Origin of the sequence: Anaerococcus sp. NML200537 (assembly GCF_026131715.1) — a bacterium.
Taxonomy (GTDB): Bacteria; Bacillota; Clostridia; order Tissierellales; family Peptoniphilaceae; genus Anaerococcus; species Anaerococcus kampingae.
Genome location: NZ_JAMXSL010000011.1, coordinates 45,638 through 60,364, shown reverse-complemented (window position 1 = coordinate 60,364; position 14,727 = coordinate 45,638). Strand labels below are relative to the sequence as shown.

The window sequence follows — 14,727 nt, the reverse complement described above, 5'->3', positions numbered from 1 at the left end:
TTTCTTGCTAATTTATTTAAACTTATTTCGCCTTCTTCGTATTCTTTTATTACTTTTTTCTTTAATTCTAAACTATATTTTTTCATTGCAGCCTCTTTTCTAGCTACAACTTTTGGGGAGTCCTACAGACCATGCGGAAGGTCCCTTGGGGCTCCCCCTTGAGACGGAGATTCAATAGTATATAAATATAATTTATTTAATGATAAGATAACGAAGAAATAAAGTCTATAATACCATTATCTTAGATAATAGAAAAAAGGGATTATTAAGGGAGCCACTCCCTTAATCCCTTCTTCTGTTATTACCAAATAGTAATATCAATCTTAAAAACTGCAAAGCAGTTGTTATAGTAGCTGCCACATAGGTAAGCGCAGCTGCCCCTAGCATTTCTTTTGCTCCTGCTATTTCGCTTGCTTCTAGGATGTTTGCTCTTTCTAGTACTGCTAGGGCCCTTTTGCTGGCGTTAAATTCTACCGGTAGGGTTACTAGTTGAAATATCAGGGTTAATGAAAATAACACTAGGCCTATGCTTACTAGTTTTGGCATGGATAGGATTAAGCCTCCTATTAAAACTGGCATGGATAGTCTTGATCCTAGGTTTACTGCTGGGACTATGAAGGATTTTATTTGTAAAGGCAAATAGCCTTCCTTATATTGGATAACGTGGCCTATTTCGTGTAGGCTTACGGCAAGGCTTGCTATTGAGGAATCGGTAAAGGACCCATCTGATAGGGCTACTTCCTTTGTGACTGGGTTGAAGTAATCAGAAAGTGATCCCCTCACCCTTTTGATTGTAATGTCATTGTAATTATTATAATCTAGGACCATTTGAGCAGCCCTTGCTCCAGTTATTCCTCTTTTTGATTTAATTTTCTCGTATTTTCTATATTTGCTTTGTATGTTTGCCTGGGCAAGCATTGAAATGACAAAACCTATGAATACTAAGATCATAGTCTTGTCAAAGTATAAGCCATATGGATACATAATTTTCTCTCTTTCTATTTTTTATAATTAATTAACTTATTTAGCCTGTTCGAAGATTTCTTTAAAAGTTGTGTCTAAATCTGTAAGCTCTCCCTTTTCAGCTGATCTTACGCCATCAAGAAGAAATTCACCCAACTGATCCCTACTAAGGTCAGCTATGTCTACCGGCTTTTTGACCTTGGCTGCAAAGGGCATTCCCCCATCTACTATTACCTGCCTATAGAACATATCTACAGCTGTGGATGCTGATATTCCCATCTTCTTAAAGATGGCCTCAGCCTTTTCTTTTATTTCTGGTTCAAGTCTTACAACTAGGTTTGATGTCTTGGCCATGATTTCCTCCTTTTTTCTTATTATATGACAAAAGGAATTTTTGTAAAACATTTGTATATACATTTCCTTCATTGTTTTTATTCTTTAATGTGGTATAATATTTACATTATTATTTTCAAAGGAGAAAGCATGATTAAAATAGATACTAACATGGTAATTTATGCCATGGATAAGGATAATAAGGAAGCTGCTAGGGCTAAAAGTGGAGACAGGGTTCGTTTTGAGACTCTTGATTGTTTCTCATGCGAGGTAACTAGCGAAGACCAAGAGCTTAGTGGGGTTGATTTTGACAAGGTAAATCCTGCCACAGGTCCACTTTTTGTTGAAGGAGCCATGCCAGGTGATGTCTTAAAGGTGACTATTGAAAAAATCGAAGTGGTGGACCAAGGTCTTTCCATGGTTGAAAAGGGCCTTGGTAGACTTGGTGATAAGATTGACATGCCTAAAGCTAGGATGGTCGATGTGAAGGGAGATAGGGCTTATTTTAGGGGACTAGAGTTTCCTCTAAATAAGATGGTTGGTGTAATTGGAACAGCTCCAGCAGGAGAAGCTATACCAACAGGTGCTCCACACGATCACGGTGGAAATATGGACTGTACCCAGGTTAAGGAAGGGGCTATTTTGTACCTACCAGTAAATGTAGAAGGAGCTCTCCTTGCCCTAGGCGACCTCCACGCTGCTATGGGTGATGGAGAAGTTGGCGGATGTGCCCTTGAAATCAATGGAGCTGTTGAGCTTAAGGTGGAAGTGGTTAAGGATTTTGCCTACAAGACTCCAATGATAGATGTAGACAATAAATATATCACCATTGGCTCAAGAAAGTCTATTGATGAGGCAAGTGACCTTGCCCTAGCTAATATGGCTGACCTAATCATGAAAAAAACTGACCTAGATTTCTATGACACAAATATGCTCATGACCATGGCAGTGGACCTAATCTCTTGCCAGGTGGTAAACCCAAATATGACCATGAGAGCAGAAATATCTAAAGATATCTTTAAATAAAATTATCTCCAAGCCTTGAATCTTTAAGGATTCTCGCTTGGAGATTTTTATTTACACTTTACATAAGTTTCATAAGTAGGCTCTGAGTTTTCTTTGAAGAAGTCTTTCATCATGCTTGCCAAGGGGTCTGTGTTGTCGGCTTCGAAGTAAATTTTTTCATTTGTTTTAAAGGCTTCTCTTAAGGCAGCTGCGATTAAAGCTTTTGGATTTTTAAGGTCAGATCCTGCTAAGTAGGCTATTTCATCTTTTTCTAGGAAGGCTGCGAAGCGTATCTTTCCGTTTTCCTCATAATATAGGACATTTTCTGGGATTGTCCTTGCAAATTCTTCTAGGACCACGCTTAGGGGATTTATGCTTTGGTGGGTTTTTTTGTAATAATTATAGAGGAGTTTCAAACAAATATCGTAGGCTTTTTGGCCCTTTGTGGTCTTTTTAAGCTTTATGTCATCAGCTATGAGTGGGTTTTTTAGGTCAGCTTTTCCTACTTCTAGTTCGTAAGTTACTCGCCTTAGGCAAAAGCCGCTCTTTTTTAAAAAGTCTATGAAATCCCTCTCTTCAGAATAAAGGCCGATTTGTAGAGCCTTGCCAGATTTTTTTATGAGCTTATCAAAGTCTTCTGGTCTTATTTGATTTATGTCTTTTATTTTTATGTATAGATTTTTAGAATGAAATTTATTTGTATAAGTTTCCATAAATCTCCTTTAAAAATTAAAGCTCCCGGCTGGGAGCTTTTGCTTGATTTTAAGAAAATGTAAAGGCACCTAGAGGATAGATGGCTAAATCTAGGTCTTCTGATTTGAAATATCCTTCTTTGGCATAGACCCTATTTGTCATGACGTAGGCGCCGTCGTTTATGAATATTTCTAGGGATGACCTGTCTGAAAATATTCTAAAATCTGTGATTTCATCTATTTTTATGAGTCTTTCAGCCCTACCTGAGCCGGACTCGCCCATTTTTAGGGCTAGGATTCCATCTTTATAGGATAGGGTGACATCAGATCTTAAGAAAATCTTAAAATCACCCTTTATATTGTAAATGCTGGCTTCAAAGGTCAATTCTTCGTAAATCTTTCCCTTTTCTAGGTCTATTTTTTGGCCTCTTAAGGCCTCTAATTCCTTGATTGGTTCTTGGATTAGTCTTTCGTTTTTGATTTTTAGCTCTCTTGGGATAGTTAGGGCGTGCTGCCATTTGTATTTGGCTGATGGGTTGGTGTAGTCTGCATCTGGGATTCCCATCCGGCCTACAAGGATTCTTCTACAGGCTTCATCCTCAAAGGTCTGTGGGGCGTAGAAGTCAAAACCGTAGTCAAGCTCTTCAAAATCTCCCAGCTTGTAGGTCTTATTTTCTAGATCGAGGTCTATGAAAAAATATCCTGACTGGTAAATATTTTGGAACCTATATTTTTCACTTGCGAGCCCCTGCGGGCAGCAAATTAGGACTTGCTTTTCGCCTAGGTCAAAAAAGTCTGGGCACTCCCACATAAAGCCAAAATCATAGTCAGTTTCTATCCTCATATGGTAGGTAAAATCTCTTAAATTATCTGATTTAAAAACTAGTACCATGCCCTTATCAGCCTTGGACCTGGCCCCCAAAAACATATAGTAGGCTCCGTCTTTTTTGTAAATTTTAGGGTCTCTGATGTGCTTGGTCATGTCAGCTGGATAATCGTCATTATCCATTATGAGGATTTTTTCATCATAGGTATAGGCATCAGAATCTATCCTTAGGGTGTTGTGTTCCCTGCCTTCGTTGATTCCATCAAAATCGCCCGGATATTTGACATTGCCTGTATAAAAGAATGAAAGCTTATTATCTTCTATGAAGGCTGAGCCTGAATAAGCCCCATTTTTGTCATACCTACTATCTGGAAAGATGAAAAAATCTTCCCTCTTATAATTTATGAGGTCCTTGCTTGATACATGGCCCCAGCCTATATCTCCCCTATTTTCATCAAGGGGTGAGGCTTGGTAATAAAAATGATAGGTCCCGTCTTTCTGGCAGAGACCGTTTGGGTCATTTAGCCAACCTGTCTCTGGATAGATGTGATAAGCTAGAAGAAGCGGATCTTTTTCCACTTCTTCCTTCATTTTTTGTAATTTTTTAAAATTTTCTTGGTAGATTTTCCTATCAAGCATTTTTAATCTCCATTATCTTGGCAGATTTATCTCTTAGGCCCTGTTTAAATTTGATATCCATACCATCTGAATCCATTATTATTACCATGGTTTGGTCAGATAGGCCCTTGGATTTTATAAGATCTGGGTCAAATTCTATTAGAAGGTCGCCTGTCTTTACCTTATCCCCATCTTTTACATGCTTGGTAAAGCCTGCTCCATCTAGGGAAACTGTGTCTACTCCAACGTGGATTAGGACATTGATTCCATCTTCTGAACTTAGGGTTACGGCATGGCCTGTTGGGAAAATTGATGCAACTTCACCGTCAAATGGGGCATAAACTCTTCCCTCGCTTGGGTTGATGCAAACCCCATCACCCATCATCTTTGATGCGAAGGTTTGGTCAACTGATTGGCTGACATTAAAGACCTCTCCCTTTACAGGGTTAAAGATTTCGATTATTTCCTTTTTAGGTGTGGCTGCTTTTATTTCTTCTTTTTCTGCTGGTTTTTCAGCTGGCTTTTCTGGAACTTTTGGCTGATCTTTTGCTTTTGGGTCCGGTTTTTCTTTTGCAGCAAACATATTTGATTTGCCAAAGAAAATTGTTAGGCCAAAGGCTACGACCATTGCAATTAAAAGGCCAATTATAAAGTCAAGCCAGTTTTCTGGTCTAATTGAGATGATACCAGGTATACCTGCAGCTCCTAGGGCAATGGCAAGGACATGTCTTAGGGCAATATAGGCAGAACCTGCTGCAGAGCCGATGATTGCAGCTATAAATGGATATCTTAGCCTTAGGGTGATACCAAACATAGCAGGCTCGGTGATTCCAAGCATGGCTGATACACCTGATGCAGCAGCGGTTGATTTCATTTTTTCATTCTTTGTTGTAAGAAGGACAGCTATTACAGCCGCTCCTTGGGCAACGTTATTCATTGATGCTGTTGGGAAGATAAAAGATCCGCCTGACACAGCTTGATTTGCAATAAGTTGGGTCTCAATTGGTATAAAGGAGTGGTGCATACCTGTAAGGGTAATAGGTGCATAAAGAAGACCAAAGATTGCCCCGCCCACAAAACCAAGCTTGGTGTAGATAAAGGTGATGGCGTTTGTAAGCATGTCACCAGCGTTTCTCATGATTGGACCAACTAGGATAAAGGTAATAAAACCAGTAATTAGGGTCGCTAGAAGTGGGGTTGTTAGGTTGTCTAGCCAGATTGGGGTCTTATCGTGGAGGAAGTTTTCAATCTTTGCTAGTATCCAAGATACGGCAAGAACTGGTAAAACTGTTCCTTGATAGCCAACCGCTGGAATTGCAAGGCCTAAAATATTCCAAACAGGCACATCAGCAGGGGCTGTAGTACCTAGGACATAGGCATTTAAAAGCTCTGGGTGGACCATAATCATACCCATGGCAGCTCCTAAAAATGGATTGCCTCCAAATTTCTTAGTTGCAGAAAAGCCTATAAGGACTGGTAGGAAGGCAAAGGCTGCTGATGAGAAGACATTGATCATATTAGCAAGGTCTGCTATTTGTGGATAAAGGCTAATAATCGAATCTGTCCTGCCATTAAAAAATGGACTGGTTAGGATGTTATTAATCCCCATCAAAAGACCGGCAGCAACTATAGCTGGAATGATTGGAACAAAGATATCTGATAGGACTTTGACCCCTCTTTGGAGGATATTACCCTTTGGTGCGTCGCTTGGTTCAGAGGCTCCGCTTTCTCCAACGATTTTTCCGACCTCTCCTGTAACTAGGTTGACCTTGCCAGGGCCAAGGATTATTTGATATTGGCCATTGGCAATATTTGTACCTTGAACACCTTCTAGGTCATCGATAAAATCTCTGTCAATCTTATCAAAGTCCTTGAGGACTAGCCTTAGTCTTGTGGCGCAGTGCTGGTAGGATATAATATTATCCTTGCCACCAACCTTGTCGACGATAATTTTCGCCAATTCTTGATTGTTCATAATAATTCCTTTCGTAAAATTTGAACAATATTTATAAATCTAATAATGATAAAAATTTATAAATATTATCTCTTGTAATAATTATAGCATTAATTACCATTATAATGCAAAAGTTTTCAAGGAAGTTTAAGGCAAAAGAAAAGCCGGATTCTACCGGCTACAGACTACCTGCAAAGTGACAAAATCCAAAAATAAGCGTTCCATTCGGAAGAAATTTTAAGAAATTCAAATCGAAATAATGCGCCCGTAAATCGCACTGTTTGAGCCTTAGCGAGTTTGCGATTTACAGCATTATGAGATTTAGAATTTCTAAATTTCTGTAGCTGGATAAGCGTTTTTGGATTTTGTCTACGCTCTGAAGCCGGATTCTACCGGCTGAATTTCTATAAATTAAGGGCCCTGTCCACGTTTCTGATGAAATCTTGAACATTGGTTACCATTGATACTGCTGTTACTGTCCCCCTGTCTGAGAGCTTGTTTACAGCAAATTCTTGGATGTCGATTGTATACATATATACAGGTCTGACCTTTTCATCAAAGATATTATAGGATGGGGTCATGTTGCCTGTGGCGATTGTATAAAGAATCGCAGACATCATTATGATTGTGGATGTCTTTCTGGCGTGCTTTCTCATCTCATTTTGGGCCTGGTAGACATTGTTAATTGTCTCAGGTAAGCCAAGCCTATCTCTGATGGTGCCTGCAATTACAACAGGTATATCCATCTCCACACTTGCCTTCATAAAGCCATCCTTGACCAAGCCACTTTCTACAAGGGCCTTAGTTGACCCATATTTTCTGGCAAGGTTGATAGTCTCAAAGAGGTTTCTTGTGGTGTTTTGCTCTTTTTCAAAGTGTTCTTGGCCCCAAGATGTGCCATAAATTCCCTTTTCTAGGTCAAAGGCAGCTGTTTCTGTCCCGCAAAAGATGGCATTTACATAGCCATTTCTTATTAGCCTTTCTAGGGCAAGTCTTGAGTCACGGTCTAAGGCTAGGGCAGCGCCGACAATTAGGGTCACATAGCCCCCATTTTCCTTTTCGTGTTTTAGGACTTCATAAAGATTGTCATAATCCATGGAGAAGGCTGTTTCACGAGACCTTCCTGCCCTAAAGGCGAAGGTATCAACGTGCTCATCTGGCTCTAAAAAGCCTTCTGTCCACACATAAATTCCCTCAGAAGCGTCTTCGGTGCGGCCGATAACTACCTTATCGCCTTTTTTAAGATTTCTAAATTCGACTATATCCACGCTCTCCCCGCCCTCTGTGTCATTTGCTACACAGACTGTATCCATCCTTGACTGGCCGGCTAGGACCCACTTGCCATTTATCTTGAAATATTCTGGATAAACTGATAGGGCGTGGTAATTTCTAGGGCTTAGGCCATCAACTGTAACTTCCTCTAGGGTCACATTCGGAGCATTTTTTAGAAAATCCTGATCAAAATCTGGATGATGGTATTTTGGCATTTCTAGGCTCATTACTTTTCTCCTTCCTGGCTATTTTTATCATCTACTAGGGCCTTTTGGAGGTTGACTACAAAGTCTTGGACATTGGTCACCATTGGCACTACTGCGAGGTTTTCCCTAGCTGCTTCTACCTTGTGAACGACATTTTCAGTAACATCAACAGAGTATAGGTAGACTGGAGAAACCTTGCCGTCGGCTCTTTTCCTATAAGATGAGGCCATATTTGCCACTGAAAGTGAGTGAAGCATGGTTGCTATACAAATTATAACTGTGGCCTTATCTAGCTCTTTTTTAGTTTCTGTAAGGGCCTTATCTGTATCACCAATAACTTCTGGAAGTGGGCCGTCATCTCTAATTGACCCTGAAAGGACAAAAGGTACATCCATTCCTGCTAGGGTCTTGATGATGCCGTCTTTGACATGGCCTTCTTTGATAAATTCCTTGATAGAGCCTGCTATCCTTACTTCATTTAAGAGGTCTAGGTGGTTGTAGTGGCCCATTGGTTGGTTTTCTTGGGTGTAGATATTTTGGCCAAGGGCTGTATTTAAATATCCTCCCTCAAGGTCGTGGGTTGCCATGGCATTGCCCCCTAAGAGGCTATCTATGAAGCCTTCTTTTGCCAAGGCATTTAAGGCATTTCTTGTATCATAGTCAAAGACTACTGCAGGGCCTAGGACCCAAACAATATAGCCATCTTCAGAATCTCTTTCGTGTTTTAAAAGTTCAAATAAATAGTCATAGTCTCTTGAAGAAGAAGTCTCAACGGACCTGCCTGGCTTGGAGTAGGCATCGGCTCCAAAGGCATTTTTATCGACAAAAATCCCTTCTTCTAGATTTCCTTCCCTACCTAATACTATTTGGTCGCCCTTTTTAATTTCCCTAATTTCCTTAATTAAAATTTTTCCATCAACAAGACTTGCCACACAGTTGAGGCTGTTGTGGTCTGGTAGGATAAACTTGCCATCTACCTTATAAAATGTAGGCTTGTGGTGGGTAAGGTAAAAGCCATCTGGGGCTATGCCATCAGCTTCTGCTGGGCATGTTTTAATATTTTCTGCCTTGGTAAATTCTTCCTTAGAAAAATCTGGCAAGGCAAGTTCTGCTAGTTTAAATTCCATGTCTACTCCTTTTTATTTTTAAAATTTAACGTCAATCTTACAAGAAGGCAAGCAAAGTCCAAAGCAAATGGGCAAAAAATCCTGCACATAGACCGCCTATGGTGTGACAAATTATGGCATTGCCTGTCATTTCCTTGGTATCTAGAGCATCCATCATGGCTATGTGGGTTGATAGATAGCCTGACCAGCACATGCATATAGATGTGAAAACTGCTATGTCATTGCCTGAAATTATTCCCCTGCCTGCCATATCTGCTACAAGACCTATGGCAGCACCGGCTGAGCCTAGGGCTGTGATTGGAACGGCTATGGCTTCTGGGCTTTTAAAGCCAAAAATTGGATTTATTATAAAGGATAATTTCTCACCGATTACTGGCAAGAGGGCTATGCCTTGGTTGGCCTCGCCTGTATAGCCATTTGCTCCTGCCCCATTTGTTAGCATAATTACTAGGGTACAGATTAGGCAAACTCCAGGAATTATAGCCACTCCCATGTCTACTCCGACCCTGCCCCCATCAAGGAGGGCTGTGATAAATCTAGAGCCGACAGAGCCCTCTCTTACCTGCCTAAAGCCAGCAGGGATGGCTTTGACTGACTTGGTTTCTACCATCTCTTCTGTCCCGTAATATTTTTTGGTCTTTCTAATCATAAGCCTTACCGATACAACTGATCCGCAAACTGCCCCCAGTAGGCCTACCATGGCCGCCTTTAGGGAAGCCTCAACAGGCAGGGCCATCATAGATGTGACTGTGATAAGGCCCATGCCAAAGGCTGTGCCTAGGTTGGTTAGGGCTGGCATCTGGTATTTTTTAAAATACATCCTAAAATTATCATCCCTAGCCAAGGTAAGGATGGCTGGGTTATCAGACATAAAGCAGGATAAAACTCCTAGAGAGCTTGCTCCTGGTAGGTCATAAATAGGACCCATGAGCTTAGAAAGGATTTTATTTACCAGGGCAATTACCCCAAATTCTGAAAAAATCGCTGATAGGCCCCCTGCAAGTACTGCCACCGCCATCAGGTAGAAGCATACATTCATCAAGAGGTCAAAGGAGGTGAGCATCATGGTCTTGACCATGTTTGTCCCACCCATTATATTTGCCATATAGATAAAAAGTCCCAAAAAGAGGCCCAAAAATATAAAGACCTCGGCGCTTATATCTTTTTTTATATTTTTATTTACATCAAGCTTGTCCATCTTATTTCCTTATGTAGAGATTTTAAAAAATATACGATTATTACCGCTTATTTTCTTTTAAATTTATTAGACTACTTCTACCATACCAATCATATGGCTAAAAACTAGGGCAAGGCTTATCAAAGAGCCTTTCCTAAAAAATTTTTTAAAACAAAACCCAGCTCTAGGATCATCCTAGGGCCAGGTGATATTTACTATCTAGCATAAAGTTGCATACATTACTGCTTTTATGGTGTGCATCCTGTTTTCTGCTTCGTCAAAGACTAGGGATTGTTTTGATTCAAAGACTTCATCTGTAACTTCGATTGAGTCAAGACCGTATTTTTCAAAGATTTCCTTGCCGACCTTGGTTTCCTTGTCGTGGAAGGCTGGTAGGCAGTGGAGGAAGATGGCTTCTTTGTTTGCCATAGCCATGATTTCTTTAGTGACTTGGTAAGGTTTAAGGATTTTAATTCTTCTTTCCCATTCTTCAGCTGGCTCACCCATTGATACCCAGACATCTGTGTAGATTACATCAGCACCTGTAGCTGCTTCCTTGACATCTTCTGTAAGGGTAACTGTCGAGAAGTTTTCTTTCGCAATTTTCTTGCATTCTTCAACTAGCCATTCTTCTGGGAAGAGCTCTTTTGGAGCGCAGGCTACAAAATTTATACCAAGTTTTGCACAAACTACCATTAGAGAATTTGCCATATTATTTCTAGCATCGCCGAAATATACGAATTTAAGGCCCTTAGAATAACCAAAGTGCTCTTCGATTGTTAGGACATCGGCTAGCATTTGGGTTGGGTGCCACTGGTCTGTAAGACCGTTCCAAACAGGGACTCCTGAGTATTTTGCAAGCTCTTCGACGTGTTCTTGCTTAAAGCCCCTAAATTCTATACCGTCATATATCCTGCCTAGGACTCTGGCTGTGTCGGCAACAGATTCCTTATGGCCCATTTGTGAACCTGTTGGGTCAAGGTAGGTTACTCCCATACCTAAGTCATAAGCTCCTACTTCGAAGGAACATCTGGTTCTTGTAGATGTTTTTTCAAAGATGATTGCTATATTTTTGCCCTCAAGATATCTGTGAGGAACTCCAGCTCTTTTCATGTCTTTGAAGTTTTTTGCTAGGTCTAAAAGGTATCTGATATCTGCTGATGAGAAATCAAGAAGTTTTAGAAATGATTTACCTCTGAAATTTTTTGCCATAATTTACTCCTTTTGTGTCCATAAAGTTTTATTAACTATATTTTAACATATTTTTTAAAACTTTGCAGTATTTTTTTAATTGCCTTTTAAATCATAAAAAAAGCCACAACATCTTATTTTTTGTCGCAGCTTTCCTTATTTATTTCCCTAAGGTCGATTATCCTATCTGCTACAAGGTCTAGAAGGGCCTTGTTATGAGAAATGAAGAGGATACCAACCTTTTTATTTTTGGCAAAGTCTAGCAAAATCTTGCAAATCTCAGCCTGGTTTATAGTATCAAGCATACTTGTGACTTCATCTGCTATTAGGTATTTGCAAGGATCTCCCATTACCCTTGCCAGGCAAATTCTTTGGAGCTCTCCGCCTGATAGCTCTATGGGGAACTTGTCTAAGAATTCTTCCCTGATGCCAAAGGCCTCTTTTATTTCGCCAGTCACTTGCCAGCCTTCATTTAAAATCTTTCCCACCTTCCAAGTGATATTTACGTTTTTTTCTGGATTTTGGTGGACCATCTGGACTGGTAGAAATCCCTTAAGGTCTCTGATGTCCTTGCCATCCACAAGGACAGTCCCCCTCGGTGCCTTGATATAGCCTGCTATAAGTTTACCGAGAGTTGACTTTCCGTAACCTGATGGGGCCACAAGGCCCAAGACCTCACCCCTCTCTAGCGTGAGGCTACAGTTTTTTATAATATCCCTCTTCCCATCATAGGAAAAGGACAAATTCTTTACTTCAATCATTTTCTATCCTATCTAAGTCCATGCCATTTTCAGGCAAGGCCCTTATGAGCCTTTTAGAATAGGGATTGGCTAGACCTGCCCCCTTATTAGCAAAGGCGGACCTATCCCCTACTTCTATAATCTCTCCATCATAAAAAATCCCAATCCTATCAGCACATGACAAAGCCATATTTATGTCGTGGCTTATAAGAAGTAGGGTCTTGCCAGCTTCTTTCATCTTTTTAAAATAGCTGACAATCTCATCTGTAGCCTCCTTATCCATGCCAGGGGTCGGTTCATCTGCAATTATAAAATCTGCCCCACTTAATATAGCATCACTTACAAGGACTCTCCTAGCCATGCCACCAGAAAGCTCTCTTGGATACATATCATCAACATCACTCCCCAGACCAAAAGATTGGTAGACCTCTCTTTGTTTATGATAATCATGCCTTGCCAGGGTCATCCTTGCCTGGTCCTTGGTTTTTAAAAGAGGGTTAAGGGATGTGATTGACTGGGGAATGAAAAATATTTCCCTGCCCCTGACCCTTTCCAAAAGAGCTTGGTCTAAGATTTTCCCCTTATAAAAGATTTCTCCCTCGCTTAAGCCATTGTAGGGTAAAAGTCCGAGGATGGCGGAAGCTAAGAGGCTTTTTCCAGAGCCTGATGCCCCAAAAATCGCCATAATTTCACCTTCCCTTACATCTAGGCTTATATTTTTAATTATATCAAGCCTTCTTCGCCTAAGGCCCCTTGTATATTGGTCAAATGACACCTTTAAATTTTTAACTTCTAATATATTCATAAAATCACCTGTGATATGAGTAAGGATCTAGCAAATGTTTGACATCTTCACCCAGCCTATTTATGGCAAAAACCAAAAAGCAAAGCAAAAGCCCTGGGAAAAAGGCCAGATGCCATGATCCACCTATAAGGTATTTCATCGATTCTGATAGGATTATCCCTATAGATGGACTAGATAGGGAAAGGCCAAAGCCCAGAAAGGAAATGGCTGACTCATGAAGGATGGCGTGGGGAAAGAGCAAAATAAGTCCTACAAGCATCTGTGGGAAAATCTTTGGCAGGATGTGGTTTTTAAAAATATAAAACCTAGATTTGCCCAAAGCCCTTGATATCTTTATATAATTTTCATCCTTAAGGGCAAGGATTTCTCCCCTCAAAAGCCTGGTAAGGCCTGTCCAGTGAGTAAGACCAATTCCTAAAATCACGCCCCTAAGGCCCCTGCCTGCGGCGATTGCCACAAGGATTAGGACCATCATGTGGGGAATGGAAAGGCTTAGGTCAATTATAAAGTTAATGACCTTATCCAGATACTTATTGCCAAAGCTTAAGAAAAGAGCAAAGACACTTGCCACAAGAAGAGCTGAAAGAGAACCCAAAAAGCCAATCTGTATGGAAGTAGCAAGGCCCTTGATTGTCCTTAAATACATGTCCCTGCCAGTTTGGTCTGTCCCAAAAATGTGGGAAAGGCTCGGCCCTTGTAATTTATTTGCAAAATCAATTGATAGGTCTCCTTCATTAATCATTGCCCCTCTGATAAAGATAAAGGCCACAAATAATATGGCAAGGCCAATCTCTATCAAGGTCTTTTTTCTAAGGCTCATTGGAGATTTTCCGATTAATTTCCTATTCATAGGCCCCTCCTAGTCTTACGTCTAGCCTTGGCAAGATTAAATCCCAAAGCCTATTACCCAGATAGACAAAAATCGACGAAAAAAGGACAAGGCCCAAAAGCAGCGGTGCATCAGACCTAAGGCCAGCTTCTACAGTCAGAGACCCAAGGCCTGGATAGGAAAAGACATTTTCAACCAAAATGGTCCCAGAAAAAAGCTCCGAAAAATACGTAAAGAGCAAACTAAGACCTGGTAAAATCAAATTTTTAAGGGCGTACTTGCTAATAATTTCACTCTTTGTCATTCCACGAGCCTTGGCATAGCTGACAAAGTCTTCATTTAGGATATCTTCAGTCTTAGCCCTGGTGTGGAGGATGATATTTGAAGACCCTACCAGACTTAGGCAAAGGCAAGGAAGGACCATATGGTAGAGCCTATCAGCAAAGCTGATATCTTCTGTCAAAACTCCTGCAGGAGATCCCATAGAGGCTGGAAAAAGCTTAAACTTAAGGGAAAAAACCATAATCAAGACCAGGCCCAGCCAAAAGCTAGGGGTCGATGCAAAAATTATGGCATAGGCCTTGATAAATTTATCCTTTAGACTTCCAATATTTGCCCCTGCCACAAGGCCCAAGAAAATACCCAAGACCCCTTGCAAAATCCAAGCTAGGGCCATTAGCACAAAAGAATTAGCAAAGCCCTCTTTTATTATGGCAATAACCTCTCTATTATAAATATTTGAAATCCCCAAATCTCCCCTAACAAGATTGGCAAGCCAGCTTAGGTATCTTTCAAAAAGGGGCTTATCAAGGCCCCACTTGGCAATTAGGGCTGCCTTTTGACTTTGATCAAGCCCACTTCCCTTAGCCCTTGCAAAGGAGGCTATGGGGTCAATTGGCGAAAGGTCTAAGAGCAAAAAACTTATAAAAGATACTGCCAGAATGAAAAGAATAAAGGTGACAAGCTCCCTTAAAATTTTCTTCCCCATC

Annotated in this window: 14 protein-coding genes; 1 reads left to right on the top strand and 13 read right to left on the bottom strand. The window is 40.6% G+C overall.

Annotated features, from left to right (window positions below):
* Positions 1-282: 282 nt before the first annotated feature.
* Both NH288_RS04650 and NH288_RS04645 read right to left on the bottom strand, forming a co-directional pair.
* Entirely contained in the window at positions 283-984 is a 702-nt protein-coding gene (locus NH288_RS04650) for a zinc metallopeptidase (RefSeq protein ID WP_265213467.1), read from the bottom strand.
* A gap of 36 nt (positions 985-1,020) precedes the next feature.
* Positions 1,021-1,317, bottom strand: coding sequence for a type II toxin-antitoxin system RelB/DinJ family antitoxin (locus tag NH288_RS04645; RefSeq protein ID WP_265213465.1), 297 nt, complete (start codon positions 1,315-1,317; stop codon positions 1,021-1,023).
* Between the two features lie 129 nt (positions 1,318-1,446).
* Here NH288_RS04645 and NH288_RS04640 point away from each other — a divergent pair, with 129 nt between their 5' ends.
* Positions 1,447-2,322 (top strand): acetamidase/formamidase family protein, encoded by an 876-nt coding sequence (locus tag NH288_RS04640; protein ID WP_265213463.1) that lies wholly within the window; start codon positions 1,447-1,449, stop codon positions 2,320-2,322.
* Between the two features lie 47 nt (positions 2,323-2,369).
* Here the strand turns inward: NH288_RS04640 and NH288_RS04635 are convergent, their stop codons facing one another.
* From NH288_RS04635 to NH288_RS04585, 11 genes are all read right to left on the bottom strand, one after another.
* On the bottom strand, positions 2,370-3,014 hold the full coding sequence (locus tag NH288_RS04635; protein WP_265213461.1) for a hypothetical protein: 645 nt from the start codon (positions 3,012-3,014) through the stop codon (positions 2,370-2,372).
* Positions 3,015-3,063: 49 nt separating this feature from the next.
* Positions 3,064-4,458 (bottom strand): glycoside hydrolase family 32 protein, encoded by a 1,395-nt coding sequence (locus tag NH288_RS04630; RefSeq protein ID WP_265213459.1) that lies wholly within the window; start codon positions 4,456-4,458, stop codon positions 3,064-3,066.
* Positions 4,451-6,412 (bottom strand): sucrose-specific PTS transporter subunit IIBC, encoded by a 1,962-nt coding sequence (locus NH288_RS04625; protein ID WP_265213458.1) that lies wholly within the window; start codon positions 6,410-6,412, stop codon positions 4,451-4,453. The genes NH288_RS04630 and NH288_RS04625 overlap by 8 nt, the downstream gene beginning before the upstream one ends.
* A gap of 383 nt (positions 6,413-6,795) precedes the next feature.
* Positions 6,796-7,890, bottom strand: a complete 1,095-nt coding sequence (locus NH288_RS04620) for a hypothetical protein (protein WP_106461361.1) — start codon at positions 7,888-7,890, stop codon at positions 6,796-6,798.
* Complete coding sequence (locus NH288_RS04615) at positions 7,890-8,996, bottom strand: hypothetical protein (RefSeq protein ID WP_265213457.1); 1,107 nt, start codon at positions 8,994-8,996, stop codon at positions 7,890-7,892. Before NH288_RS04615 ends, NH288_RS04620 begins: the two co-directional genes overlap by 1 nt.
* Positions 8,997-9,033: 37 nt before the next feature.
* A complete protein-coding gene (locus tag NH288_RS04610; protein ID WP_106461360.1) occupies positions 9,034-10,194 on the bottom strand; it encodes a hypothetical protein in 1,161 nt (386 codons plus the stop codon).
* A 198-nt stretch (positions 10,195-10,392) separates the two neighbouring features.
* The gene (gene argF, locus NH288_RS04605) at positions 10,393-11,385 is read right to left on the bottom strand and encodes an ornithine carbamoyltransferase (RefSeq protein ID WP_265213454.1); all 993 of its coding nucleotides are present in this window, start codon (positions 11,383-11,385) and stop codon (positions 10,393-10,395) included.
* A 113-nt stretch (positions 11,386-11,498) separates the two neighbouring features.
* On the bottom strand, positions 11,499-12,125 hold the full coding sequence (locus NH288_RS04600) for an ABC transporter ATP-binding protein (protein WP_265213451.1): 627 nt from the start codon (positions 12,123-12,125) through the stop codon (positions 11,499-11,501).
* Entirely contained in the window at positions 12,118-12,909 is a 792-nt protein-coding gene (locus NH288_RS04595; RefSeq protein ID WP_265213449.1) for an ATP-binding cassette domain-containing protein, read from the bottom strand. The genes NH288_RS04600 and NH288_RS04595 overlap by 8 nt, the downstream gene beginning before the upstream one ends.
* Positions 12,910-12,913: 4 nt before the next feature.
* Positions 12,914-13,759: an ABC transporter permease gene (locus NH288_RS04590; RefSeq protein ID WP_265213447.1), complete on the bottom strand. Its 846-nt coding sequence runs from the start codon at positions 13,757-13,759 to the stop codon at positions 12,914-12,916.
* Positions 13,752-14,726, bottom strand: a complete 975-nt coding sequence (locus NH288_RS04585; protein WP_265213445.1) for an ABC transporter permease — start codon at positions 14,724-14,726, stop codon at positions 13,752-13,754. Before NH288_RS04585 ends, NH288_RS04590 begins: the two co-directional genes overlap by 8 nt.
* Between the last annotated feature and the right edge of the window lies 1 nt (position 14,727).

What these genes read in the sequence shown, in the direction of transcription:
- NH288_RS04650 (WP_265213467.1), bottom strand. Translation starts at nt 984, where the DNA reads ATGTATCCATATGGCTTATACTTTGACAAGACTATGATCTTAGTATTC.
- NH288_RS04645 (WP_265213465.1), bottom strand. Translation starts at nt 1,317, where the DNA reads ATGGCCAAGACATCAAACCTAGTTGTAAGACTTGAACCAGAAATAAAA.
- NH288_RS04640 (WP_265213463.1), top strand. Translation starts at nt 1,447, where the DNA reads ATGATTAAAATAGATACTAACATGGTAATTTATGCCATGGATAAGGAT.
- NH288_RS04635 (WP_265213461.1), bottom strand. Translation starts at nt 3,014, where the DNA reads ATGGAAACTTATACAAATAAATTTCATTCTAAAAATCTATACATAAAA.
- NH288_RS04630 (WP_265213459.1), bottom strand. Translation starts at nt 4,458, where the DNA reads ATGCTTGATAGGAAAATCTACCAAGAAAATTTTAAAAAATTACAAAAA.
- NH288_RS04625 (WP_265213458.1), bottom strand. Translation starts at nt 6,412, where the DNA reads ATGAACAATCAAGAATTGGCGAAAATTATCGTCGACAAGGTTGGTGGC.
- NH288_RS04620 (WP_106461361.1), bottom strand. Translation starts at nt 7,890, where the DNA reads ATGAGCCTAGAAATGCCAAAATACCATCATCCAGATTTTGATCAGGAT.
- NH288_RS04615 (WP_265213457.1), bottom strand. Translation starts at nt 8,996, where the DNA reads ATGGAATTTAAACTAGCAGAACTTGCCTTGCCAGATTTTTCTAAGGAA.
- NH288_RS04610 (WP_106461360.1), bottom strand. Translation starts at nt 10,194, where the DNA reads ATGGACAAGCTTGATGTAAATAAAAATATAAAAAAAGATATAAGCGCC.
- argF (WP_265213454.1), bottom strand. Translation starts at nt 11,385, where the DNA reads ATGGCAAAAAATTTCAGAGGTAAATCATTTCTAAAACTTCTTGATTTC.
- NH288_RS04600 (WP_265213451.1), bottom strand. Translation starts at nt 12,125, where the DNA reads ATGATTGAAGTAAAGAATTTGTCCTTTTCCTATGATGGGAAGAGGGAT.
- NH288_RS04595 (WP_265213449.1), bottom strand. Translation starts at nt 12,909, where the DNA reads ATGAATATATTAGAAGTTAAAAATTTAAAGGTGTCATTTGACCAATAT.
- NH288_RS04590 (WP_265213447.1), bottom strand. Translation starts at nt 13,759, where the DNA reads ATGAATAGGAAATTAATCGGAAAATCTCCAATGAGCCTTAGAAAAAAG.
- NH288_RS04585 (WP_265213445.1), bottom strand. Translation starts at nt 14,726, where the DNA reads ATGGGGAAGAAAATTTTAAGGGAGCTTGTCACCTTTATTCTTTTCATT.